This window comes from Pseudomonas sp., from assembly GCF_030683065.1.
Taxonomy (GTDB): Bacteria; Pseudomonadota; Gammaproteobacteria; order Pseudomonadales; family Pseudomonadaceae; genus Aquipseudomonas.
On the sequence record NZ_JAUXMX010000047.1, the window covers coordinates 88,376 to 111,418 of the forward strand.

A 23,043-nucleotide genomic window follows, 5' to 3' on the forward strand; every position below is an offset into this window, starting at 1 on the left:
CTCGTCTATTTGCGCTTGGCCATCGCTTCAATGAAGCGGTCGAACAGTGGCGCCACATCGGCTGGACCAGGGCTCGCCTCGGGGTGACCCTGGAAGCTGAACGCATTTTTGTCGGTGCGCTCGATGCCTTGCAGGGAGCCGTCGAACAGCGACTTGTGGATCGCCCGAAGGTTGCTTGGCAGACTGGCTTCATCCACGGCGAAACCGTGGTTCTGGCTGGTGATCATCACCACACCGCTGTCCAGATCCTGCACCGGATGGTTGGCGCCGTGATGGCCGTGACCCATCTTCAGGGTCTTGGCGCCGGAGGCCAGAGCCAGCAGCTGGTGGCCAAGGCAGATGCCGAATACCGGAATTTCGGTTTCCAACACATCTTTGATCGCAGCAATGGCGTAATCGCATGGCTCCGGATCACCAGGACCGTTCGACAAGAACACGCCATCAGGATTCAGCGCCAACACGTCGGCAGCGGGCGTTTGCGCCGGCACCACTGTCACCCGGCAACCACGCTCAACCAGCATGCGCAAAATGTTCCACTTGACCCCGTAGTCATAGGCCACCACGTGGTACTTCAGCTCGCTAGCTGGAATTTCCAGATGGTTATCACCCTGCAGATTCCACACCGTAGAGCGCCACTCGTAGGGCTTGGCACAGCTGACCACCTTGGCCAGGTCCATGCCCTTGAGGCCTGGAAAGCTGCGCGCCAGCTCCAGGGCTTTCTCGTCGGTGGCGTCATCACCGACCAGAATGCAGCCATTCTGCGAACCTTTCTCACGCAGAATGCGGGTCAGGCGACGGGTATCGATGCCAGCGATGGCGACCGTACCGTTTTCTTTCAGGTACTCATCCAGCGGCTGCTTGCTGCGCCAGTTACTGGCGATAAGCGGCAGATCGCGAATGATCAAACCGGCAGCCCAGACCCGATCGGACTCGGCATCTTCCGGCGTGGTGCCGGTATTGCCGATGTGCGGATAGGTCAGGGTAACGATTTGCTGGGCATAGGAAGGATCGGTGAGGATTTCCTGATAGCCGGTCATGGCGGTGTTGAAAACCACCTCTCCAATAGTTTGGCCATCGGCACCGATGGCCTCGCCGCGAAAAATGCTGCCATCAGCAAGGGCCAGAATGGCAGGTTTAAGGGCTGGCTTACTCAAGAAAACCTCCGTAGATAAAAGCTTGAAGCAAACGCAGATTGTAAAAAAGCGGGATGACGTACCGACCGTCACCCCGCTTTTTTATATGATTCATTCTGCGCAACTTTTAGTGGACACACTAAAGCGGGAAGCCTACAGGAAAGTGCCTTTTTGGTCCACCGCCAAATGCGATTTACTCCTAGCCAGAATGAGAGTGTCCGACGAACCGCCTCAATTGAGCCCCAGCACATCCTGCATGTCGTACAACGCCGGCGCACGCCCTTGCAGCCATGAGGCCGAACGTACTGCGCCCTTGGCGAAGGTCATACGGCTTGAGGCTTTATGGGTGATCTCCACGCGCTCACCGTCGGCGGCAAACAGCACGGTGTGATCGCCGACCACATCGCCGGCCCTGACCGTAGCAAAGCCGATAGTTTCGCGAGCACGCGCACCGGTCTGACCTTCACGGCCGTAAACCGCAACTTTCTGCAGATCACGCCCCAGGGCATTGGCTACCACTTCACCCATACGCAAGGCCGTGCCCGACGGCGCATCGACCTTGTGCCGGTGATGGGCTTCGATGATTTCGATATCCACCTCGTCACCGAGCACCCGCGCCGCGGTATCCAGCAATTTCAGGCACAGGTTGACACCCACACTGAAGTTGGCAGCGAAGACAATGGGGATCTGCTGGCCAGCATCGGACAACAGCTGTTTTTCCTCGGCACTGAAGCCGGTGGTACCAATCACCATGGCCTTGCCAGCTTGCCGGCAGATCTCCAGATTCTTCAGGGTGACCGAGGGATGAGTGAAGTCGATCAACACATCGAACTGATCGAGCACCTCACTCAACCCGCCCGACAGCCTGACACCAATCTTGCCCAGCGCTGCCAACTCGCCAACATCGGCGCCGACCAGACTACTGTCGGCACGATCAATCGCCGCCGTCAGACTGACGCCCTCGGCCTGCTGCACGGCCTCGATCAGGGTTTTGCCCATGCGCCCAGCGGCGCCCATCACTGCTATTCGTTGCATGACACCAACTCCAAGCCATAAGCCTTGCGCCGCAAGCCGGAGCACAAGCCCTCTTGCAACTTGTCGACTCCGACTGGCGGCTGTTTATTCACACGTCGCCAAAGAAGCGCTTCACACCCTCAAACCAACCACTGGCCTTCGGCGAATGCCGGGTATCGCCTTGCAGGGTCTTGCGAAACTCTTCAAGCAGCTCGCGCTGACGCCGATCCAGGCTGACCGGGGTTTCTAGCGCCACCCGACACATCAGGTCGCCAGCACCGCCACCGCGCACCGGCGCCACGCCTTTACCGCGCAAACGGAACAGCTTGCCGGTCTGCGTGCCTTCCGGAATCTTCAGCTTGACCCGGCCATCCAGGGTCGGCACTTCGAGCTCGCCGCCCAACGCCGCATCGGCGAAGCTGATCGGCACCTCACAATACAAGTGCTTGCCGTCGCGCTGGAAGATCGCGTGCTCACGCACATTGACCACCACATACAGGTCGCCCGCAGGACCACCCATCGCGCCCGCCTCGCCTTCGCCGGACAGACGAATACGATCACCGGTATCGACACCAGGCGGCACCTTCACCGACAGGGTCTTGTGCTCCTCCACTCGACCATGACCATGACAAGATCCGCACGGGTCGGTAATCATCTTGCCGCTGCCATGGCAACGCGGACAGGTCTGCTGCACCGAGAAGAAGCCCTGCTGCATGCGCACCTGACCGATACCGCCGCAGGTGGTACAGGTCACAGGCGAGGTGCCTTTCTTCGCACCAGAGCCTTCGCAGATTTTACAATTGACCAGGGTCGGCACACGGATATTGACCGTAGTACCGCGCACAGCCTCTTCCAGATCAAGCTCCAGGGTGTAGCGCAAATCGCTGCCACGCTGGGCACCGCCACGCTGACCGCCGCGACCGCCCGCGCCGCCGAAGAAGTCGCTGAACACATCACCGAAAATATCGGAGAAGTTGGCTCCACCCGGACCACCGCCGCCGCCCATCTGCGGATCTACACCGGCATGGCCGTACTGGTCGTAGGCCGCACGCTTGCCGGCATCAGACAATACTTCGTAGGCCTCGTTGGCATCCTTGAACATATCTTCCGACGCTTTATCGTCGGGATTACGGTCCGGGTGGTGCTTCATCGCCAGGCGCCGGTAAGCCTTTTTCAGCTCCGCTTCGCTCGCGCCGCGCTCGACACCCAGCACTTCGTAATAGTCACGTTTAGCCATAAGTCTTCAACACCTTTAAATCGTCTACTCCAGACACGCCAACGCGGGAGCAAGCTCCCGCGTGGCGGATCGTGCCGAACGCAACTTGCGTCGCGCCTGGCCAGAGCGGTATAAGCTCGCGCTTATTTGTTTTCCTTGACCTCTTCGAACTCCGCGTCGACTACGTCGTCGCCAGCGCCCTGAGTATCATCAGCACCCTGGGCAGCACCAGGCTGCGGTTGCTCGGCATACATCTTTTGCGCCAGCGGAGTAGTAGCTTCGGACAGGGCATTGATCTTGGCTTCGATAGTCGCCTTGTCATCACCCTTGATCGCCGCTTCCAGCTCGCCCAAGGCTTTTTCGATTGCGGCTTTCTCGTCCGCAGTGACCTTGTCGCCCGCTTCGGTGATCATCTTGCGGGTGGCATGCACCAACTGATCGCCCTGGTTACGTGCGGTCGCCAGCTCTTCGAACTTGCGATCTTCCTCGGCATTGACCTCGGCATCGCGGACCATCTGCTGAATTTCTTCTTCAGACAGGCCGGAGTTGGCCTTGATCACGATCGACTGGGTCTTGCCAGTAGCCTTGTCTTTAGCGCCTACGTGCAAGATGCCGTTGGCATCGATATCGAAGGTTACTTCGATTTGCGGTACGCCACGCGGAGCCGGCGGAATCTCGGCCAGGTCAAACTTGCCCAGCGACTTGTTACCGCTGGCTTGCTTACGCTCGCCCTGCAGCACGTGAATGGTCACCGCGCCCTGATTGTCATCGGCAGTCGAGAACACCTGCGACTTCTTGGTCGGAATCGTGGTGTTTTTCTCGATCAGCGCAGTCATCACGCCGCCCATGGTTTCGATACCCAGGGTCAGCGGCGACACGTCGAGCAGCAGCACGTCTTTCACGTCACCCGACAATACGGCGCCCTGGATAGCAGCACCCATGGCTACAGCTTCGTCCGGGTTGACGTCCTTGCGCGCTTCCTTACCGAAGAAATCGGTAACCAGCTTCTGCACCAGCGGCATACGCGTCTGACCACCGACCAGAATCACGTCGTTGATCTTGGCCACGTCGATACCGGCGTCTTTCAGAGCAATGCGGCACGGCTCGATGGTGCGCTGCACCAGGTCTTCAACCAGCGACTCCAGCTTGGCGCGCGAGATCTTCACGTTCAAGTGCTTGGGGCCGGTGGCGTCTGCAGTGATGTACGGCAGATTGACATCGGTCTGCTGGCTCGAGGACAGCTCGATCTTGGCTTTTTCAGCGGCTTCTTTCAGGCGCTGCATGGCCAGCGGGTCACCCTTAAGGTTCATCCCGCTTTCTTTTTTGAATTCGTCAACGAGGTAGTCGATCAGACGAATGTCAAAGTCTTCACCGCCAAGGAAGGTGTCACCGTTGGTGGCCAACACTTCGAACTGGTGTTCGCCATCGACTTCGGCGATCTCGATCACCGAAACGTCGAACGTACCGCCACCCAGGTCATAAACGATCACGGTGTGATCGCCCCTGGACTTGTCCATGCCGTACGCCAGCGCAGCCGCGGTTGGCTCGTTGATGATGCGCTTGACGTCCAGACCGGCGATGCGACCGGCGTCTTTAGTCGCTTGACGCTGACTGTCGTTGAAGTAGGCCGGCACGGTGATGACCGCCTCGGTCACTGGCTCGCCGAGGTAGTCTTCGGCGGTCTTCTTCATCTTCTTGAGAATTTCAGCCGAGATTTGTGGCGGTGCCATTTTCTGGCCGTTCACTTCAACCCAGGCGTCACCGTTATCAGCCTTGACGATCTTGTACGGCACCATCTGGATGTCTTTCTGTACAACGTCTTCCTCGAAGCGACGACCGATCAAACGCTTCACCGCGTACAGGGTGTTGTGCGGATTGGTCACAGCCTGGCGCTTGGCCGACTGACCGACGAGGATCTCACCGTCGTTGGCATAAGCAACGATCGACGGCGTAGTGCGAGTGCCTTCGGCATTCTCGATAACCTTGACGTTGCCGTTTTCCAGAATGGAGACACACGAGTTGGTGGTCCCCAGGTCGATACCGATAATTCTGCCCATCATCATTCTCCCGAAATTTTGATATTTCTACCGCTGCGCCTTGTCAGCCGCGGTAGCACTAAAACGCTTGACTCATAAAGTGGGGGCTGATCGCCGAATTTCAAGCCTGCTCATCGATAGACGGCGGAACTTCGGCTGGCGCCTTGCTGACCACCACCATTGCCGGGCGCAGCAGCCGACCGTTGAGCAGATAGCCCTTCTGGAACACCTTGAGCACGCTGTTTGGCTCTACATGGGTGCTTTCCTGCATGGCCATGGCCTGGTGATGCTCAGGATTAAACGGCGCGCCATGCGGATCAATGACTTCCAGCTGATAGCGCTTCAAGGTGTCCTGGAACAACTTCAACGTCAGCTCCATACCCTCGCGCACCGCCTTGATTGCCTCGTCATTCGGGCTCGACAGCTCGAGACCGCGCTCAAGACTATCGACCACCGGCAGCAGGTCGTTGGCGAATTTTTCCAAAGCGAACTTGTGCGCCTTCTCAATATCCTGCTCGGCGCGACGACGCACGTTCTGCAGGTCAGCCGCCATGCGCAGAGCCTGATCCTGAGCGGCAGCCAGCTCTTCTTCCAACACCTGAATGCGAGCATCCAGCTGATCGTTCGAGTCCATTTCGGCACCAGGTGCAACTTCTGGCAGCTGGGTATCGCGAGTCTGTTCGTCAGCCATGCGTTTCTCCTCTAAAAATTCGACGCCAGCCTAAACTCGCGCCCTGCCGCCTATATGGGGACAAATTTCGCAGCTTCAAGTGCGGCACAAGGATTGCCAGCCACGAAATAAACACTGTATAAATATACACATCAAAGATCTGGAGGCCTCGCCATGCTGGTGCACCTGTCCGTACACAACTACGCCATCGTTGAACACCTCGACCTGGAGCTGGACAGCGGCATGAGCGTCATCAGCGGCGAAACCGGCGCCGGTAAATCGATCATGCTCGACGCCCTCGGCCTATGCCTCGGGGATCGCGCCGACAGCGGCGTGGTGCGCCCCGGTGCCGACAAGGCGGACATTCTGGCCAGCTTCGACCTGGGCGACATCCCGGAGGCGCGCACCTGGCTGGCTGAGCGCGACCTTGACCACGACGGCCCATGCATCATGCGTCGAGTGATCACTGCCGAAGGTCGCTCACGCGGCTACATCAATGGCTCACCCTGCCCCCAAGGCGACCTCAAGGCCCTCGGCGAGCTGCTGATCGATATCCACAGCCAGCACGAACACCAGTCCCTACTCAAGGCCGAAACCCACCGCCGCCTGCTCGACGAGTATGCCGGCAGCCAGGAATTGGCGCGCCAGGTGCAACTGGCCGCCCAGCGCTGGAAACAAACCCGCAGTGAGCTGCAGCGCCTGTCCAGCATCGGCGACGAGCAACGCTCACGCCACCAGCTGCTCAGCTATCAGCTTGAAGAACTGGACAGCCTGGCCCTGGGCGAAAACGAACTGCAACAACTGGAGCAGGAACACAAAAACCTGACCAACGCTGAAAGCCTGCTCAGCGCCTGCCGCCTGGTGATCGAGCAGTGCAGCGAGAACGACGCAGGTAACGTGCTCTCGGCATTGACCGCCAGCCTCACCCGCTTGGGCACTTTTCAGGGTCAACCGAGCGCCTTGAGCGAAGCGACCAACCTGCTGGCCAGCGCACAAATCCAGGTGGAAGAAGCCGTCGGTGAACTCAACCGCTTTCTCGATCACTTCGACGCCGATCCCGAGCGCCTGCGACAGATGGAGGAACGCATGGATGCGATCTATACCCTGGCCCGCAAGCACCGCATTCAGCCCAGCGAACTGATTGCCATGCAGCAGCAACTGTTCGAGGAGCTGGAAAGCCTCAATGCCGACGATCAAGCCGCCGAACGCCTGGACGATGAACTGGCCGCATTCGAACGCCACTACCAGGAAAAGGCCAGCGAACTCAGCATCATGCGCCACCGCGCAGCCAGCGAACTGGCCACTGCGGTAGAACTGGAAATGCAGAATCTGGGTATGCCGGGCGGCCGCTTCAACATCAAACTGAGCGTGAACAACAATAGCGAGCCACACCCCAACGGCCTCGAACAGCTGGAATTCCTGGTCAGCGCCAACCCCGGACAACCACTCAAGACCCTGGCCAAGGTCGCTTCCGGCGGCGAGCTGTCGCGCATCAGCCTGGCAATTCAGGTGATCACCGCACAAACCTCTCGCGTACCGACCCTGGTATTCGACGAAGTTGACGTCGGCATTGGCGGCCCGACTGCAGAGGTGGTCGGACAATTGCTACGCCGCCTTGGCGATCGCGGCCAGGTACTGACCGTCACTCACCTGCCTCAAGTGGCAGCCCAGGGCCATCAGCACCTGTTCGTGCACAAGGCGCGCGACAGCGATGCCACCCGCACAGCCGTGAGCAAGCTGGATAGAAACCAGCGCATCGAAGAAATCGCCCGAATGCTAGGTGGCGTCGACCTGACCGAAGAGTCACTGGCACACGCCCGACAGATGGTCAGCAGCGCCCAGGCATAGCGGATGGCGCTGTCCCAATATCGTGTTGCATGGGAGATTCAGGCCTAAGCCCTTTTCGCATAGCTGGCAACGGGTAGGGTGACGCGGGGCCGCCCAGGCCGTGCGCACCAACACAGGCAACGAACACGGGTGCGCACGGCGCACCCTACAGACCCAGGCCACTTCAAATGCTGTGGCGATAACTGAACGCCACACGCTATTGGTACATAGCCTAGCGGATGTCCGCAGCAATAAAGTCATGCCTGAGATAGACACTGAAGAGACGCTCAGCGCCTGCAGAAGCTCCCGCCGTCCAGACGACGGGGGATATCCCATCAAACTAAAAATAACTCACTGTTTTATATAGAAATTAAATCAGAACATGACCCTGCAGGAGCCAGCTTGCTGGCGATCTTTGCAGATCAAAGGCATCGCCGGACCGTAGCAAGGGCTAAGCGCCTCCAGGCGCTCACAGCCTCTGCGCAACAGCGCGTTGCCTGGACGCCCCCTACAGGCTCTGCTGTATGCAACACAGAACCGAGGCATAACAAACAATAAAGGCGACCTGTGGGTCGCCTTTATTGTTGCCTCGCTGTATGCGCCTACTTCTTTTTGCGCACGTAGAGCACCAGGTTGTGATCGACCATCTCAAAGCCATGCTCGAGCACGATTTCTTTCTGACGCCTCTCGATTTCAGGATCGAAGAATTCGATTACCTCACCCGAATCGACACAAACCATATGATCGTGATGGCCGCCATCAGCCAACTCGAACACGGCATGGCCGCCATCGAAGTTGTGACGAACCACCAGTCCTGCAGCCTCGAACTGGGTCAGCACGCGGTACACGGTGGCCAGGCCAACGTCCTCACCCGCTTCCATCAGGGCCTTGTAAACATCTTCTGCACTCATGTGACGTTGCTCGGCGGAATCGAGCATCTGCAGAATCTTGACCCGCGGCAGGGTCACTTTCAGGCCAGCTTTGCGTAGTTCGCTATTTTCAACCATGGTCTGCTTTCTCGCGGAAGCGGCTTCGCAGCTTCCTTTATTGCGGGTATGATCGGGGTTTACGTTGCCCAGCCAAGATAGTGGAAGTCACCCTCCGATGCAAAAAACCAAGCTCCTGCTGACCAGTCTCACCTTTGTGGGGCTCATCGCGCTCGCCGGTTGTTCTTTCCCCGGGGTTTATAAAATTGACGTCCAACAGGGCAATGTCGTTACACAAGACATGATAGATCAATTGCGCCCCGGAATGACCCGTAGCCAAGTGCGGTTTATCATGGGCAACCCGTTGCTCACAGACACCTTCCACGCCAATCGCTGGGATTACCTGTACAGCATTCAGCCTGGCGGCGGTAAACGCCTGCAAGAGCGTGTCAGCATAATCTTCAACGGCAATGACCAACTGGCCGGTCTGTCGGGCGATTTCATGCCGGGCGTCAGCCGTGACGAGGCTATTCTTGGTCAGGACGGAGCCAATGTGGTTACACCGCAAATGACTGCGCAACCGCAAGCCGAAGAGCCACCAGCACCAGGCTCCTTGCTTGAGCAGATCCAGCGTGAGGTCGACGACGTGCAGAGCGTACCGATACCAACCCCGGAACCGCTGGACAGCTCGCCGCAGTGATCCGACAGTCATAAAAAAAGCCCAGAAATTTCTGGGCTTTTTTATAACTATGTAGCCTTGGGGCTAACAGGCCAACACACAGGGCCTGCAGACGCCCGTTTGCTGGCGATCCAACTCAACGCGCAAAGCCCGCAGCGAGCTGGCGCCTACTGCGCGCCTTGCGTGCGGGCAAGAAAAACAGCTTCGACTCCATGCAGCATGTCATGCAGACAGCGTCTTTTTTATGCCCGCCAGCTTTGCGTCAAGCGCCTGCTTCATCGGCCTTGGCTTGGGCTACCCTGGCAGCACGCTGCTTGCGAACCTCTTTCGGATCGGCAATCAGAGGCCGATAGATTTCCACCCGCTCCCCATCCTCCAGCACTCGCTCTTGCGGTTTGGCAACGGCCTTGCCGAAAATCCCCAGCGGACTGTTGACCAGATCCAGATCAGGGAAATGCACCTGCATGCCCGACTGCTCGACCGCTTGGCGCATCGTCGTACCGTAAGGCAGGCTCAGGCGCAGCAACTTCTGCTTGTCCGCCAAGGCATAGACCACTTCAACTGCGATCATTTTGCTATCCATATAGCTGCTTCGCCCTTTGGCAGAAAGCATCCACCAGGGTGTTTGCCGCCTGATTGAACAGCGGCCCAAGTGTTACCCGCACCAACGGACCGGCATAGTCAAAGGTCAGATCCAGACTGATCTTGCAGGCTTTGTCGCCGAGCGCCTTGAACACCCACTGGCCATGCAGCTGACTGAACGGTCCTTCCTCCAGCACGAGCTCGATCGACTGCCCCCAAACCAGCACATTTCGGGTGGTGAATCGCTGGCTAACGCCCCCCTTGGCCACTGCCAGACTGGCACGCATGTGGGTTTGACTGACATCCAGAACCTCGCTGGCTGAACACCAGGGCAGGAACTCCGGATAACGCGCAACGTCATTGACCAACTCAAAAAGGACCGCCGCGGGGTAAGGCAGCAACGCCGAACGTTGAATATGGGTGCTCATAAGCCTGCAACTTCACTCAATAGGATCACTGTAGTCATTTCATCAACTCTGCCACAAACACAACCAATATCCCCAATGGCGCCACCACTCGCATCAACCAGTAGAGCAAACCGAACAACAGCGGACTCTTGATTGCCAGTTCCTCGCGCACGACCTCGCGCTTGAGTACCCAGCCAGCGAACAGCACAAAGGCCAGGCCGCCCGCCGGCAAGAGAATGCGACTGGTCAGGTAGTCGACGCTGTCGAAAAAGTTTCGGCCGCCCTCGGCGCCCCATTGAAACAGGTGAAAACCATCTTCAGCGAAGACAAAGAACTTGGCTTCGGCACCAAGATTGAAGGACAACACAGTGCCCATGCCCACCACCCAGCACAGCAACACCAGCACACTGGTGACCAGTGTCCGGCTGCGCTGGGTACGCTCGACCAGATAAGCAACTGCCGGCTCCAACATCGAGATCGACGACGTCCAGGCAGCGATAAGTACCAACACGAAGAACAACGTCCCCATGACCTGCCCGAACACAATATTGCCGAAGGCCACCGGCAGAGTGACGAACATCAGTCCAGGCCCGGCACCAGGCTCCAGGCCGGCGGCAAACACGATAGGGAATAGCGCCAACCCGGCAGTCAGGGCCACCAGGGTATCGAGAATCCCAACGGCCAGCACGGTGCTGCCAATCGAAGCGCGCTTGGGCATGTAAGCGCCGTACACCATGATTGCACCGACGCCAACGCTGAGGGTAAAAAAGGCATGACCCAGCGCAGCCAGCACGCCGTCGAGCAGCCTGTCCGGCTGAAAATCGAAGAGGAAGTGAAAACCCTGCATAAAGTGCCCAGTGGTCATGCTGTACCCCAGCAGCACCAGCAACAAGACAAACAGCAGCGGCATCATGACCCGCAGACTACGCTCCAGCCCAGCCACGACACCGCGCGCAATGACGAAACCGGTCAGCAGCATGAACAACGTGTGCCACAAGGTCAGGCGCCAGGGATCGGCCGTCAGCGCACCGAACGCCGCGCCAGCGCCGTCCGCACTGATACCCTCGAACTGACCGCCGCCCATGCCGATGATGTAGTCCAGCGACCAGCCGGCAATGACGCTGTAGAAGGACAGGATCAGCAACGCGGCAACCATGCCCATCAGCGCTGCCCACGACCACCTCGGTGAGGCGCCAGACTCCAGCGCCAGTGTTGCCAAGGCATTCACCGGACTCTGCCGGCCACGGCGGCCGATCAGGGTTTCCGCCAGCATGATCGGCAAGCCGACCAGAAAAATACACACCAGGTACATGATGACAAAGGCGCCGCCGCCATACATGCCCGTCATGTAGGGAAACTTCCAGATATTGCCGAGGCCCACTGCAGAACCGGTTGCCGCCAGGATAAATACCCAACGACTGGCCCAGGCGCCGTGGATCGAAACCTTGTCACTCACCATGATTACGCCCGAGATATGTGCAAAAGACGCGCATTGTCCGGGATTACCCCACCTCTCTCAAGATCAGGCTGTCGCCAGCAGGCCAACGACTGCCTATAATGCCGCCCCTATGGCTAAACAAAAGAAACACCCTCAAGGCACCATCGCCCAAAATAAAAAGGCGATGCACGATTATTTCGTCGAATCCAGATTCGAGGCGGGCTTGGTCCTGGCCGGCTGGGAAGTGAAAAGCCTGCGCGCCGGCAAGGCCCAGTTGGTCGACAGCTATGTATTGCTGAAGGACGATGAAGCGTGGCTGATGGGCTGCCACATCACCCCCCTGAAGACTGCCAGCACCCATGTAATTGCCGACCCGATCCGCACACGCAAGCTGCTGCTGAACAAACGCGAGCTGGAAAAACTGTTCGGCGCCGTGCAGCAAAAAGGCTACACCTGCGTGGCGATCTCGATTTACTGGAAGGCGCATTTGATCAAATGCGAGATTGCCCTGGCCAAGGGCAAGAAAGACTTCGACAAGCGTCACACTGAAAAAGAACGTGACGCCGACCGCGAAGTACAGCGCGCCATGCGCAGCAAGGGTAAAGACGACTAATGAGCGACCCGGCCCTCACGGGCCAGGCTGTTCCGGCATCCTGCGGGCGACTAACCCGCCCTAAGCCTTGACGCTTGCCGCTGGCCCGCGGCGTTGCGCCCTCTCTTCTCGACGCGCTTGCTGCTGCACTTCGGCGAGCACCTCCTGCACATAGTCGATATGCCGGTTGGACAACTGCCGTGCGTCTTCGGCGCGCCCCTCGATGATTGCTTCATAGAGCGCCCGATGCTGATCAATCAGCATGTCGCGGGTCTCGTCGCGCTGTGCGTACATGCCGCCGATATTGGTCACTACGTTGCGCTTGAGTAGATCGAACAACCCGCGAATGGTGTGCAGCAACACCGCGTTATGACTGGCTTCGGCGATGGCCAGGTGAAAATTCGCATCGGCCGCGCCTTCCTCCGCACGAGTCGCCTTGCCGCTGCGGCTGTAGCAGTCCTGCAGCGCAGCAAAGGCTTCACTCAGGCGCTGACGATCCCGCTCGGTGGCGCGCTGTGCGGCATAAAACGCGCAAGAACCTTCCAGGGTGTGGCGAAACTCCAGCAAGTCGCGCTGGGCTTCCGGGTTGCTTTCAAGCAGCGGTAACAACGGGTCACTGAAGGTCGAACCCAGCGACTCGGAAACGTAGTTGCCCCCACCCTGACGACTGACCAGCAGACCTTTGGCTGCCAGTTTCTGAATCGCCTCACGCAATGACGGACGCGACACGCCGAAGCGCTCGGCCAGCGCACGCTCGGCAGGCAGCCGCTCGCCGGCACGCAACGTACCTTCCAGAATCATGGTTTCCAGCTGAATGACGATGTCGTCCGACAAACGGCGCTGGCGCACCTGACCTACTTCCATAACCCGAACCTCACTGGTATTACCACCTGAAACACCTTCCTTGCGCACCTGTTGAGCAAGCCTATAGCGGCGCTTAAAGCCTTACAAGACAGGCATGCTCGACCAAAGTAGTAAGCCTGCTAATTGACAGTGGCAGGCATCCACTTCTACTCTGGCGGCGCAACATTGTAAATTGGTAATACCAATTTACCCGAACCTAAAACAATTCCAAAAAGCTCATGAGGTCTCCCATGCCGGTCAACGCCAAATCATTTGCTGCATCGCTGCATCCGCATACACCCATGCGCCTTGCGCGCCGCTAAGGAGAGACCACCATGTCATCTGGTCTTCTGGCTCTACTCGCCTTTTCACCGATCCTGCTGGCGGCCATTCTATTGGTCGGCCTGCGCTGGCCGGCCAAGCACGCCATGCCGCTGGTATTCCTGGTAACCGCCGCCATCGGCCTGTTCGCCTGGGAGATGAGTTTCAACCGCGTGCTCGCCTCGACGCTGCAAGGCCTGCTGATTACCCTGGGCCTGCTGTGGATCATCTTCGGCGCCATCCTGCTGCTTAACACCCTTAAGCACTCCGGCGGTATCACCGCGATCCGCGCCGGCTTCGCCACCATCAGCCCTGACCGTCGGATTCAGGCGATCATCATTGCCTGGCTGTTCGGCTGCTTTATCGAAGGTGCTTCGGGCTTCGGCACACCTGCGGCGATTGCCGCACCGCTGCTGGTAGCCATCGGCTTCCCAGCCATGGCCGCAGTCATGCTGGGCATGCTAGTACAAAGCACCCCGGTGTCTTTTGGCGCTGTAGGCACACCGATTATCGTTGGGGTCAATAGCGGTCTCGACTCGGCTACCATCGGTGCACAACTGGTTGAGCAAGGTTCCTCATGGGCGCAGTTCCTGCAGCTGATAACCAGTGAAGTAGCCATCATCCACGCCATCGTCGGCACCGTGATGCCGCTGATCATGGTGCTGATGCTGACGCGCTTCTTCGGTACCGAAAAAAGCTGGAAAGCTGGCTTCGAAGTGCTGCCATTTGCAATTTTTGCCGGCCTGGCCTTCACCATCCCCTACGCGCTCACCGGGGTATTCCTCGGCCCTGAGTTTCCGTCGCTGGCAGGCGGCCTGATCGGCCTGGCAATTGTCACCAGCGCAGCGCGCATGGGCTTTCTGCTGCCGAAAACCACCTGGGACTTCGCCCCGGCTGACAAGTGGCCGAGCGAATGGCTGGGCACCATCGAAATGAAGCTGGACCAGCTGACTGCCAAGCCAATGAGCTCCCTGCGCGCCTGGCTGCCCTATGTACTGGTGGGCGTCCTGCTGGTGATCAGCCGGGTCGTACCGGAAGTCGGAGCCGCCCTGAAAGCGGTGGTAGTCAACTTCCCCGACCTGCTTGGTGAAACCGGGATCAGCGCCAACTTCATGCCGCTGTACTTGCCAGGCGGGATTCTGGTGACGGTAGTGATCGCCACCTTCTTCTTCCACAAGATGAAGCTGCGCGACCTCGGTCTGGCAGTCAAGGAGTCCTCCGGGGTGCTGCTCAGCGCCGGTTTCGTCCTGCTGTTCACTGTGCCGATGGTGCGCATCCTGATCAACTCGGGCGTCAACGGGGCCGACCTATCGAGCATGCCGATTCTGATGGCGCGCTGGGTGGCTGACAGCGTCGGTGGCATCTACCCGCTGCTGGCACCGAGCATCGGCGCTCTGGGCGCCTTTATCGCCGGTTCCAACACCGTCAGCAACATGATGTTCAGCCAGTTCCAGTTCGGTGTAGCAACTAACCTGGGTATTTCCAGCGCACTGATCGTTGCGGTACAGGCCATTGGTGCCGCCGCAGGCAACATGGTCGCTATCCACAACGTGGTAGCCGCCTCTGCTACGGTTGGCCTGCTGGGTCGCGAAGGCAACATCCTGCGCAAAACCATATGGCCTACGCTGTACTACGTGCTGTTTACCGGCTTGATCGCCATGTTTGCGATCTACGTACTGGGCGTTAGCGACCCACTGGTTGCTGGCTGACAGACGCCAGCCATTCACGTTCCCGTACACCCAGACAAACCGGCCCCGCACTCATCGCGGGGCCGGTTGCTGGGCGAGAATAGCCCTCCCCTGGCAAAGGATGAACCCGATGATCATTTCCGCCTCTACCGACTACCGCGCAGCCGCACAACGCAAACTGCCGCCATTCCTGTTCCACTACCTCGACGGCGGCGCCTACGCCGAACACACCTTGCGACGCAATGTCGAGGACCTGGCCGATATCGCCCTGCGTCAGCGGGTTCTGCGCAACATGTCCGAATTGAGCCTGGAAACCCGCCTGTTCAACGAAACCCTGTCGATGCCCGTGGCGCTGGCACCGGTCGGCCTGACCGGCATGTACGCGCGGCGCGGCGAAGTGCAGGCAGCCAAGGCTGCAGCAGCCAAAGGCATTCCCTTCACCCTGTCCACCGTGTCGGTGTGCCCGATCGAAGAGGTGGCGCCGGCGATCGACCGGCCGATGTGGTTCCAGCTCTACGTACTCAAAGATCGCGGCTTCATGAAGAATGCGCTGGAGCGCGCCAAGGCTGCAGGCGTGACCACCTTGGTATTCACCGTGGACATGCCGGTACCGGGCGCCCGTTACCGCGATGCGCACTCCGGCATGAGCGGGCCGAACGCGCCATTCCGGCGCATGCTGCAAGCCATGACCCACCCAAGTTGGGCCTGGGACGTAGGCCTGCTGGGCAAGCCCCATGACCTGGGCAATATCTCCGCCTACCGCGGCAGTCCGACCGGACTGGCAGACTACATTGGCTGGCTCGGCGCCAACTTCGACCCGTCGATTTCCTGGAAAGACCTGGAATGGATCCGTGAGTTCTGGGACGGCCCAATGGTGATCAAAGGCATCCTTGACCCACAGGACGCCAAAGACGCAGTGAGTTTTGGCGCCGACGGCATCGTCGTCTCCAACCACGGCGGCCGCCAGCTTGATGGCGTATTGTCGAGTGCGCGGGCGCTGCCGGCCATCGCCGATGCGGTCAAGGGCGACCTGGCGATTCTCGCCGACTCGGGCATTCGTACCGGGCTGGATGTGGTGCGAATGATCGCCCTCGGCGCCGATACGGTACTGCTCGGACGCGCCTTCATCTACGCACTGGCCGTCGCTGGCGGCGCGGGCGTGAGCAACCTGCTCGACCTGATCGAAAAAGAGATGCGCGTGGCCATGATCCTGACCGGCGCCAAGTCGATCAGCGAGATCAGCGCCGACTCGCTGGTGCGTGAGCTGGGCCGCTGAGCAGGCCGCTCCACCGCCGTTGTAGGCGCCCCCCCTGGCGCCTACAGATAAAAGATAACCGACAATTTCCGGAGCCTGCATGAGCCTGCCCGCCACCTTCCTCGCCGCCGTCGAGCACCTGATTCCCAGCACGCGGCGCTTCGACGACCCACTGTCGACCCTGGCCTTCGGCACCGACGCCAGCTTTTACCGACTGATTCCGCAGTTGGTGATCCGGGTTGAGTCCGAGCTGGAGGTAGTGGACCTGCTCAAGCTGGCAGGCACTCATCAAGTTCCTGTGACCTTCCGTGCCGCCGGCACCAGCCTCTCCGGCCAGGCGATCAGCGACTCGGTCTTACTGGTTCTGGGGGACGCTTGGAACGGTCGGGAAATTCGTGATCAGGGCAAGCAGATCCGACTGCAACCTGGCGTTATCGGTGCCCAAGCCAACGCCGTGCTAGCGCCCTTCCAGCGCAAGATCGGCCCAGACCCGGCCTCGATCAATGCCTGCAAGATCGGCGGCATCGTCGCCAACAACTCCAGCGGCATGTGTTGCGGCACCGCGCACAATACCTACCACACCCTGGCCGGCATACGCCTGGTGTTGGCCGACGGCACGGTGCTGGATAGCGAAGACCCGCTGAGTGTGACGGCATTCGAAACCAGCCATGCCGCACTGCTTGAGCAGTTAGCCGAGCTGGGCCGGCAAACCCGCGCCAATAGCGCGCTGGCCGCCAGAATCCGCCACAAATACCGGCTGAAGAACACCACCGGTCTGTCACTCAATGCCCTGGTCGACTTCGACCAACCACTGGATATCCTCAGCCACCTGATGGTCGGTTCCGAAGGTACCCTGGGTTTTATCAGCGCAGTGACCTACGACACCGTGCCCGATCACCCGCACAAGGCCAGCGCCCTGCTGGTGTTCCCCGACGTGGCAAACTGCTGCCGCGCGGTCACCCTACTCAAACAACAGCCGGTGTCCGCCGTCGAACTGCTGGATCGGCGCAGCCTGCGCTCAGTCGAAAGCAAACCTGGCATGCCGGAATGGGTGAAGAGCCTGTCGAATGGCGCCTGCGCCCTGCTGATCGAGTCGCGTGCTGCCAGCCAGAGCCTGCTGCACGAGCAACTCGCACTGATCATGGCGTCAATCGCCGAGTTTGCCCTGGAAAAACAGGTCGACTTCAGTGAGGACCCGACGGTCTACAACCTGCTGTGGAAGATCCGCAAGGACACCTTCCCCGCCGTCGGTGCAGTGCGCCAGACCGGCACCACAGTCATCATCGAAGACGTCACCTTCCCCATCGAACAACTCGCCGAAGGGGTCAATCGCCTGCTCGCACTGTTCGACAAGCACCATTACGACGAAGCGATCATTTTCGGTCACGCCCTGGAAGGCAACCTGCACTTCGTCTTCACCCAGGGCTTTGACGACCCGCTGCAAGTCGCCCGCTACGCGGCATTCATGGATGACGTGACGCAACTGGTGGCCGTCGAGTTCGGCGGCTCGCTCAAGGCCGAGCACGGCACCGGGCGCAATATGGCGCCGTTCGTCGAACTGGAATGGGGCGCGGACGCCTACCAGCTGATGTGGCAACTCAAGCGCCTGCTTGACCCGCGGGGCATTCTCAACCCGGATGTGGTGCTCAGCGAAGACCCCGACATCCACCTGAAAAATCTCAAGCCGATGCCCGTCGCCGACGAGATCGTCGACAAGTGCATCGAATGCGGCTTCTGCGAGCCGGTTTGCCCGTCCAAGGGCCTGACCCTCAGCCCACGCCAGCGCATCGTCATCTGGCGCGACATCCAGGCGAAAAAACGTGCGGGCATCGATACCACCGCACTGGAGCGCGATTACCGCTATCAGGGCATCGACACCTGCGCCGCCACCGGCCTGTGCGCCCAACGCTGTCCGGTTGGGATCAATACCGGCGACCTGGTGCGCAAACTGCGCGCCCGCGATGCAAATAATCAACGCAGCGCCGACTGGCTGGCCAACAACTTCCGCCGTGCCATGCAAGGTGCCCGCGTCATGCTGCACGTGGCCAATGGTGCCCGCCTGCTCATGGGCGCCCCGCTGCTCGGCCGCACGTCTGCCGCCCTGAGCAAAGCCAGCCAGGGGCGCGTACCGCAGTGGACCGCCGCGATGCCGCAACCGGCCCACCGACTGCAACTGCCCGTTACCACTGACGATCAACGCCCACGCGTGGTGTACCTCGCCGCCTGTGTATCGCGCGCCATGGGCCCAGCCGCCAGCGATGCCGAGCAGATGTCACTGCTCGACAAAACCCGCGCGCTCCTGGAAAAAGGCGGCTTTCAGGTGGTGTTCCCGGACAACCTGGACACCCTCTGCTGCGGCCAGCCGTTCGCCTCCAAAGGTTATCCCCAGCAAGCCGACAGCAAGCGTCAGGAACTTATAGACGCGCTGCTCAAGGCCAGCCGCGGCGGCCTCGACCCGATCTACTGCGACACCAGCCCCTGCACCTTGCGCCTGCTGCAGGATGGACTCGACACCCGCCTGAAACTGCATGACCCGGTGAAATTCATTCGCGACCACCTCATCGACCGCCTGGACTTCCAGCCCCAGGACAAGCCCGTCGCCGTGCATGTCACCTGCAGCACCCAGCATCTGGGCGAAGCCCAGGGCTTGATCGATATCGTGCGGCGCTGCACCCGCGAGGTGGTGATTCCGGAAGGCATTCACTGCTGCGGTTTCGCCGGCGACAAGGGTTTCACCACCCCGGAACTCAACGCCCATTCGCTGCGCAGCCTGAAGGACGCCGTGCAAATCTGTGATGAAGGCATCAGCACCAGCCGCACCTGCGAAATCGGCCTGAGCCAGCACGGCGGTATCGACTACCACGGCCTGGTCTACCTGGTGGACAGAGTGACCCACGCCAAGCACTGACCATTGCGCCCCGCCTCGCGGGGCTTTTTATGGGCGATGTACCCGTTAGCGGGTGCCAGGGAATACATAGCCAGAGCGCGGAATCTGTCGGCGCCGGCTTACTGTGATTCGGCGCTCCGACGATGCTTTTGGCCCGGATCGCCAGCAAGGGCTAGGCGCCCCTCTGATTCCTACATGGGATTGCGGCAACAGCTAACGGGGAAGTAGCCTTTTTATGCCCGCGAGGAAAACGGATCAACGGTGCAAAACCACCGGCACAGGCTTTCTATACTGCAAGTCCAACCATTAGAAGGAACACAACCATGCGCCGCCTTGCTGTTTTCCTCACTTCTATCCTGCTCAGCACCTCACTGTGGGCCATGCACTGCCCGGCAGATATGGCAAAGATAGACGCCATGCTGCAAAGCAATCCTCCTAGCGACGCAACCGTACTGGCGCAGGTGCAAAAACTTCGCGCCGAAGGCGAAGAGCTGCACACTGCCGGCAATCACAGCGCGTCGGTGAAAGTCCTTGGCGAAGCCCTGCAACTGCTCGAAGCCAGCGAATAGCCCCTCAGTGGCCTTGCCCTAACAGCGCCAGGGCAAGGCGACGCACCTGAGCCAGATTGATCGGTTTGGCCAGGCAGGCTTGCGCACCGCGCTGCAGTGCATCGGCAAACACGGTTTCGTCAGCTGTAGCACTGATGACCAGCACTGGCACCGCGCGTAAGCGGGGATCACCGCGCATGGCATCCAACACCTGCAACCCATCGCCGTCGGGCAAATCCAGATCGAGCAACAGTAACGTCGGAGTGCAACCTTCAAGCTCGGCCAGCGCCCGCTGCACCGAGCCGACGCCACGCACCTCGGCAAACTCGCGCAAGGCTTCCTGGACTACTTTTACGGATGCCGGGTGATCCTCGACGCACAACACTTCGGCTTTAGGTTGCGCCTGCAACGCCTCCGGTAGCGGTGCAGTCGAGAATGCTGGCTCAGGTGCCGCAGCGCTGGGCAAATCGATCCAAAAGCGACTGCCACTGCCGAGGGTGCTGCGAAAACCTATTTCGCCGCCCATCAAACCAGCCAGCTCACGACACAGAACCAAGCCGATACCGGTGCCGGGAACACTCGAATTTTCTCGACCCAGGCGCTGGAATGGCTGGAACAACTGGGCCTGCTGTTCGACGGTCAACCCCGGGCCACTGTCCTCGACCCACAAACGTACGCAGTCCGAACGCACCTCATAGCCCAGGCTGATCAGCCCCTGCGGGCTGTTGTACTTGATCGCGTTAGACAGCAGATTGAGCATCACCTGACGCAAGCGGCGCATATCAGCCTGCACATACAAACCTGCATCGAGCTCGGCCAGCACCTGCAGTTGCAGGCGCCGCTGCTGCACCTCCGGGAGTACCAGTTCGGCGCAGCCATTGAGCAGCGCGCCGACTTCCACCGCCTGCAACTGCAGCTGCTGGCGACGGCTCTCGATGCTCGACAGATCGAGAATGTCATCGACCAGTGCCGTCAGGTGACGGCTGGCATTAACGATCTCGCGGGCATAGTCCGCTTCCTGCTGGGCCTCGGGCTTGCCTTGCGTCTCCAGCTCGATCAACTGACCAAACCCATAAATAGCGTTCAGCGGCGTGCGCAGTTCATGGCTCATGCTCGACAGAAAACGGCTCTTGGCCTGACTGGCAGACTGGGCTTGCAGGCTGGTTCGGCGCAACTCCTCTTGCACCTGCTTGAGTCGGGTAATGTCGACATGTGTACCCGCGATACGCAACGCATTGCCGTTGCTGTCGCGTTCAAGAACCTTGCCGCGGCTGAGTAGCCAGATATATTCGCCGCGGGCATCGGCATAGCGGTATTCCGCCTCGAACTGATCCTCACCACTGACCGCGAACAATTGCCGCAGATGGCGGATGCGCTCCAGGTCATCCGGATGCACCCGCCGATTGAACTCGCTCAGGCTCATGCTCTCGGCCCCCAGACCGAAGCGCTTGATAAAGTGATCACTGACCTTGATCGACATACTCGGCGCATTCACCTCCCACAGACTCTCCGTGGTGCTTTCCAGCACCAGCTGCAAAATGCGTTGCGCCTCATAGCGTCCGCCATCGCTGGCCTGCAACTGCTCGCCGGTCTGCTGCACGGCCTGGGCCATGCTCACCAACTCATCGATCTCGCTATGCGGCGCACTCGGATGGTAATCACCCTGACCGAGGCGGCGCATCATCTCGACGATACCGGCAATCGGCTGAGCCAACTGATCGCTCAAGCGTCGCGAACGCAACCACATCCAGGCAAAAAACAGCAGATAGAACAGCGCCAGGCCAGCGATCAACAAATAACCGATCTGCAAGTAACGCTCGGCCAGGCTGTTGGTCTCCCTGAAAATACTCTCTTCATCGACCACCAGCAGCAAGCGCCAGCCGGTTTGCGGAATCTCGCTCCACGCAACCAGCTGCTGGCGTCCACCGAGCATGACCTCCTGCACACCGTTCTGACCGGACGCCATAGCCTGCAATAGCGGCTGCATGTCTGCACGCGAGCCAAGATTGAAATCTTCAGGCTTGAGCACCTCACGGCGCACCGCCTCGGCGTAGGAATACTCGGTCAACTCGCGCAGGCTGAAGTCCTCCTCGCCAGCCTGGGGCAAGGCCATAATGTTGTGCTCACGGCTGACCAACATGGCATAGCCCTGCCAAGGCACATCCAGCTCACCGATCTCGCTGAGCATTTGGCCCACGGTGATATCCAGACCCACCACGCCCTCAAGGAAGTCACCGCGATAAACCGGCGCCACCGCTGACATCATCCAGCCCTGCCCGGCCGGGTCGAGATAGACATCGGTCCACACAACGTCGCGCGCCGGATTATGCCGCGCGTCGGCCAGGTAATAGAAGTTGTAATCCGGTATCACCATGTCATGGGGATACTGTTCGGGCGTCATGAAAAACGGATAAATCCGGTTATAGCTGTCCCAGCTGTTGAAATAGAGCGCACTGACCAACGGGTTGGCATCGCGGATCGAGCGCATCAGCGGATCAAGTTGTGACAGGCGCAGTGCCTTGACGTGATCCTGCTGCAACGGCGGCGTACTGTTGGCGTAGAACGAGGCGGCACGGCCATCGTCACTACGGCTGTAAAACACCCCATTGCTGGTTGAAGCATGCCGCTTGAACTCCAGCTCATCGGGCTGAAAGCCGCTGTTTTGCAACGCATGAGTTGCCGCATCGCGAAAAATCCGCACCTGCGCCTCGACCGCGCGCAGCCGACCGTCGATCACATGGCCCTCGCGCGTTACGGCCGTGGACAAGTCCTCAACGGCACTCTGCTGCAAATGACTAATTTGCGCATCGCGAATAGCCGCATTGCTTAGCAAATACACGGTGACCAACACCGTCTCCACCAGAATCAGCGGAATCAAGGCGCTCTGCACAAATGCGCGCCAGATCCACTGGCGCACGGGGTAACGCGATACTCGCGGCATAATTCAGGTCTCTTCCCAAAGACATTGCACCCACATCAAG

General features: G+C 59.7%; 18 protein-coding genes. 7 read left to right on the forward strand and 11 right to left on the reverse strand.

The annotated features are described in order from the left end of the window. Positions 1–5 precede the first annotated feature (5 nt). The 5 genes from carA to grpE all read right to left on the reverse strand — a co-directional run bounded on the left by carA (position 6) and on the right by grpE (position 6,090). Entirely contained in the window at positions 6–1,154 is a 1,149-nt protein-coding gene (carA, locus tag Q8K09_RS15950; protein WP_305255968.1) for a glutamine-hydrolyzing carbamoyl-phosphate synthase small subunit, read from the reverse strand. A gap of 210 nt (positions 1,155–1,364) precedes the next feature. After that, on the reverse strand, positions 1,365–2,168 hold the full coding sequence (dapB, locus tag Q8K09_RS15955; protein ID WP_305255969.1) for a 4-hydroxy-tetrahydrodipicolinate reductase: 804 nt from the start codon (positions 2,166–2,168) through the stop codon (positions 1,365–1,367). 88 nt (positions 2,169–2,256) lie between these two features. Then, entirely contained in the window at positions 2,257–3,384 is a 1,128-nt protein-coding gene (gene dnaJ / locus Q8K09_RS15960; RefSeq protein WP_305255970.1) for a molecular chaperone DnaJ, read from the reverse strand. A gap of 122 nt (positions 3,385–3,506) precedes the next feature. Continuing rightward, positions 3,507–5,420 (reverse strand): molecular chaperone DnaK, encoded by a 1,914-nt coding sequence (gene dnaK / locus Q8K09_RS15965; protein WP_305255971.1) that lies wholly within the window; start codon positions 5,418–5,420, stop codon positions 3,507–3,509. 100 nt (positions 5,421–5,520) lie between these two features. Beyond that, on the reverse strand, positions 5,521–6,090 hold the full coding sequence (gene grpE, locus Q8K09_RS15970; protein ID WP_305255972.1) for a nucleotide exchange factor GrpE: 570 nt from the start codon (positions 6,088–6,090) through the stop codon (positions 5,521–5,523). Between the two features lie 153 nt (positions 6,091–6,243). On the opposite strand from grpE, the gene recN reads away from it, so the two are divergent. Further along, on the forward strand, positions 6,244–7,917 hold the full coding sequence (recN, locus tag Q8K09_RS15975) for a DNA repair protein RecN (protein WP_305255973.1): 1,674 nt from the start codon (positions 6,244–6,246) through the stop codon (positions 7,915–7,917). A gap of 581 nt (positions 7,918–8,498) precedes the next feature. Here the strand turns inward: recN and fur are convergent. Continuing rightward, the gene (gene fur, locus Q8K09_RS15980; protein ID WP_305255974.1) at positions 8,499–8,903 is read right to left on the reverse strand and encodes a ferric iron uptake transcriptional regulator; all 405 of its coding nucleotides are present in this window, start codon (positions 8,901–8,903) and stop codon (positions 8,499–8,501) included. A 97-nt stretch (positions 8,904–9,000) separates the two neighbouring features. Here fur and Q8K09_RS15985 point away from each other — a divergent pair, with 97 nt between their 5' ends. Next, the gene (locus Q8K09_RS15985) at positions 9,001–9,522 is read left to right on the forward strand and encodes an outer membrane protein assembly factor BamE (protein ID WP_305255975.1); all 522 of its coding nucleotides are present in this window, start codon (positions 9,001–9,003) and stop codon (positions 9,520–9,522) included. A 241-nt stretch (positions 9,523–9,763) separates the two neighbouring features. Here Q8K09_RS15985 and Q8K09_RS15990 read toward each other — a convergent pair whose 3' ends face one another. From Q8K09_RS15990 to Q8K09_RS16000, 3 genes are read right to left on the reverse strand one after another with little or no spacing between them, the layout of a single operon-like run. Continuing rightward, the gene (locus Q8K09_RS15990) at positions 9,764–10,084 is read right to left on the reverse strand and encodes an RnfH family protein (protein ID WP_305255976.1); all 321 of its coding nucleotides are present in this window, start codon (positions 10,082–10,084) and stop codon (positions 9,764–9,766) included. After that, the gene (locus tag Q8K09_RS15995; protein WP_305255977.1) at positions 10,077–10,511 is read right to left on the reverse strand and encodes a type II toxin-antitoxin system RatA family toxin; all 435 of its coding nucleotides are present in this window, start codon (positions 10,509–10,511) and stop codon (positions 10,077–10,079) included. Before Q8K09_RS15995 ends, Q8K09_RS15990 begins: the two co-directional genes overlap by 8 nt. Positions 10,512–10,545: 34 nt before the next feature. Next, positions 10,546–11,949: a sodium-dependent transporter gene (locus tag Q8K09_RS16000; protein ID WP_305255978.1), complete on the reverse strand. Its 1,404-nt coding sequence runs from the start codon at positions 11,947–11,949 to the stop codon at positions 10,546–10,548. Between the two features lie 109 nt (positions 11,950–12,058). Here Q8K09_RS16000 and smpB point away from each other — a divergent pair, with 109 nt between their 5' ends. Then, complete coding sequence (gene smpB / locus Q8K09_RS16005) at positions 12,059–12,541, forward strand: SsrA-binding protein SmpB (protein WP_305255991.1); 483 nt, start codon at positions 12,059–12,061, stop codon at positions 12,539–12,541. Between the two features lie 60 nt (positions 12,542–12,601). On the opposite strand, the gene Q8K09_RS16010 is transcribed toward smpB, so the two are convergent. Continuing rightward, the gene (locus Q8K09_RS16010) at positions 12,602–13,384 is read right to left on the reverse strand and encodes an FCD domain-containing protein (protein WP_305255979.1); all 783 of its coding nucleotides are present in this window, start codon (positions 13,382–13,384) and stop codon (positions 12,602–12,604) included. 314 nt (positions 13,385–13,698) lie between these two features. Here Q8K09_RS16010 and Q8K09_RS16015 point away from each other — a divergent pair, with 314 nt between their 5' ends. The 4 genes from Q8K09_RS16015 to Q8K09_RS16030 all read left to right on the forward strand — a co-directional run bounded on the left by Q8K09_RS16015 (position 13,699) and on the right by Q8K09_RS16030 (position 20,083). Then, positions 13,699–15,393, forward strand: coding sequence for an L-lactate permease (locus Q8K09_RS16015; RefSeq protein WP_305255980.1), 1,695 nt, complete (start codon positions 13,699–13,701; stop codon positions 15,391–15,393). A 109-nt stretch (positions 15,394–15,502) separates the two neighbouring features. Further along, positions 15,503–16,648 carry an FMN-dependent L-lactate dehydrogenase LldD gene (gene lldD / locus Q8K09_RS16020; RefSeq protein ID WP_305255981.1) on the forward strand — a complete coding sequence of 382 codons (1,146 nt, stop codon included), beginning with the start codon at positions 15,503–15,505 and terminating at the stop codon, positions 16,646–16,648. 79 nt (positions 16,649–16,727) lie between these two features. Further along, entirely contained in the window at positions 16,728–19,535 is a 2,808-nt protein-coding gene (locus Q8K09_RS16025) for an FAD-binding and (Fe-S)-binding domain-containing protein (protein WP_305255982.1), read from the forward strand. A gap of 302 nt (positions 19,536–19,837) precedes the next feature. Then, positions 19,838–20,083, forward strand: coding sequence for a hypothetical protein (locus Q8K09_RS16030; protein ID WP_305255983.1), 246 nt, complete (start codon positions 19,838–19,840; stop codon positions 20,081–20,083). Between the two features lie 4 nt (positions 20,084–20,087). Here the strand turns inward: Q8K09_RS16030 and Q8K09_RS16035 are convergent, their stop codons facing one another. Then, a complete protein-coding gene (locus tag Q8K09_RS16035; protein ID WP_305255984.1) occupies positions 20,088–23,003 on the reverse strand; it encodes an ATP-binding protein in 2,916 nt (971 codons plus the stop codon). Between the last annotated feature and the right edge of the window lie 40 nt (positions 23,004–23,043).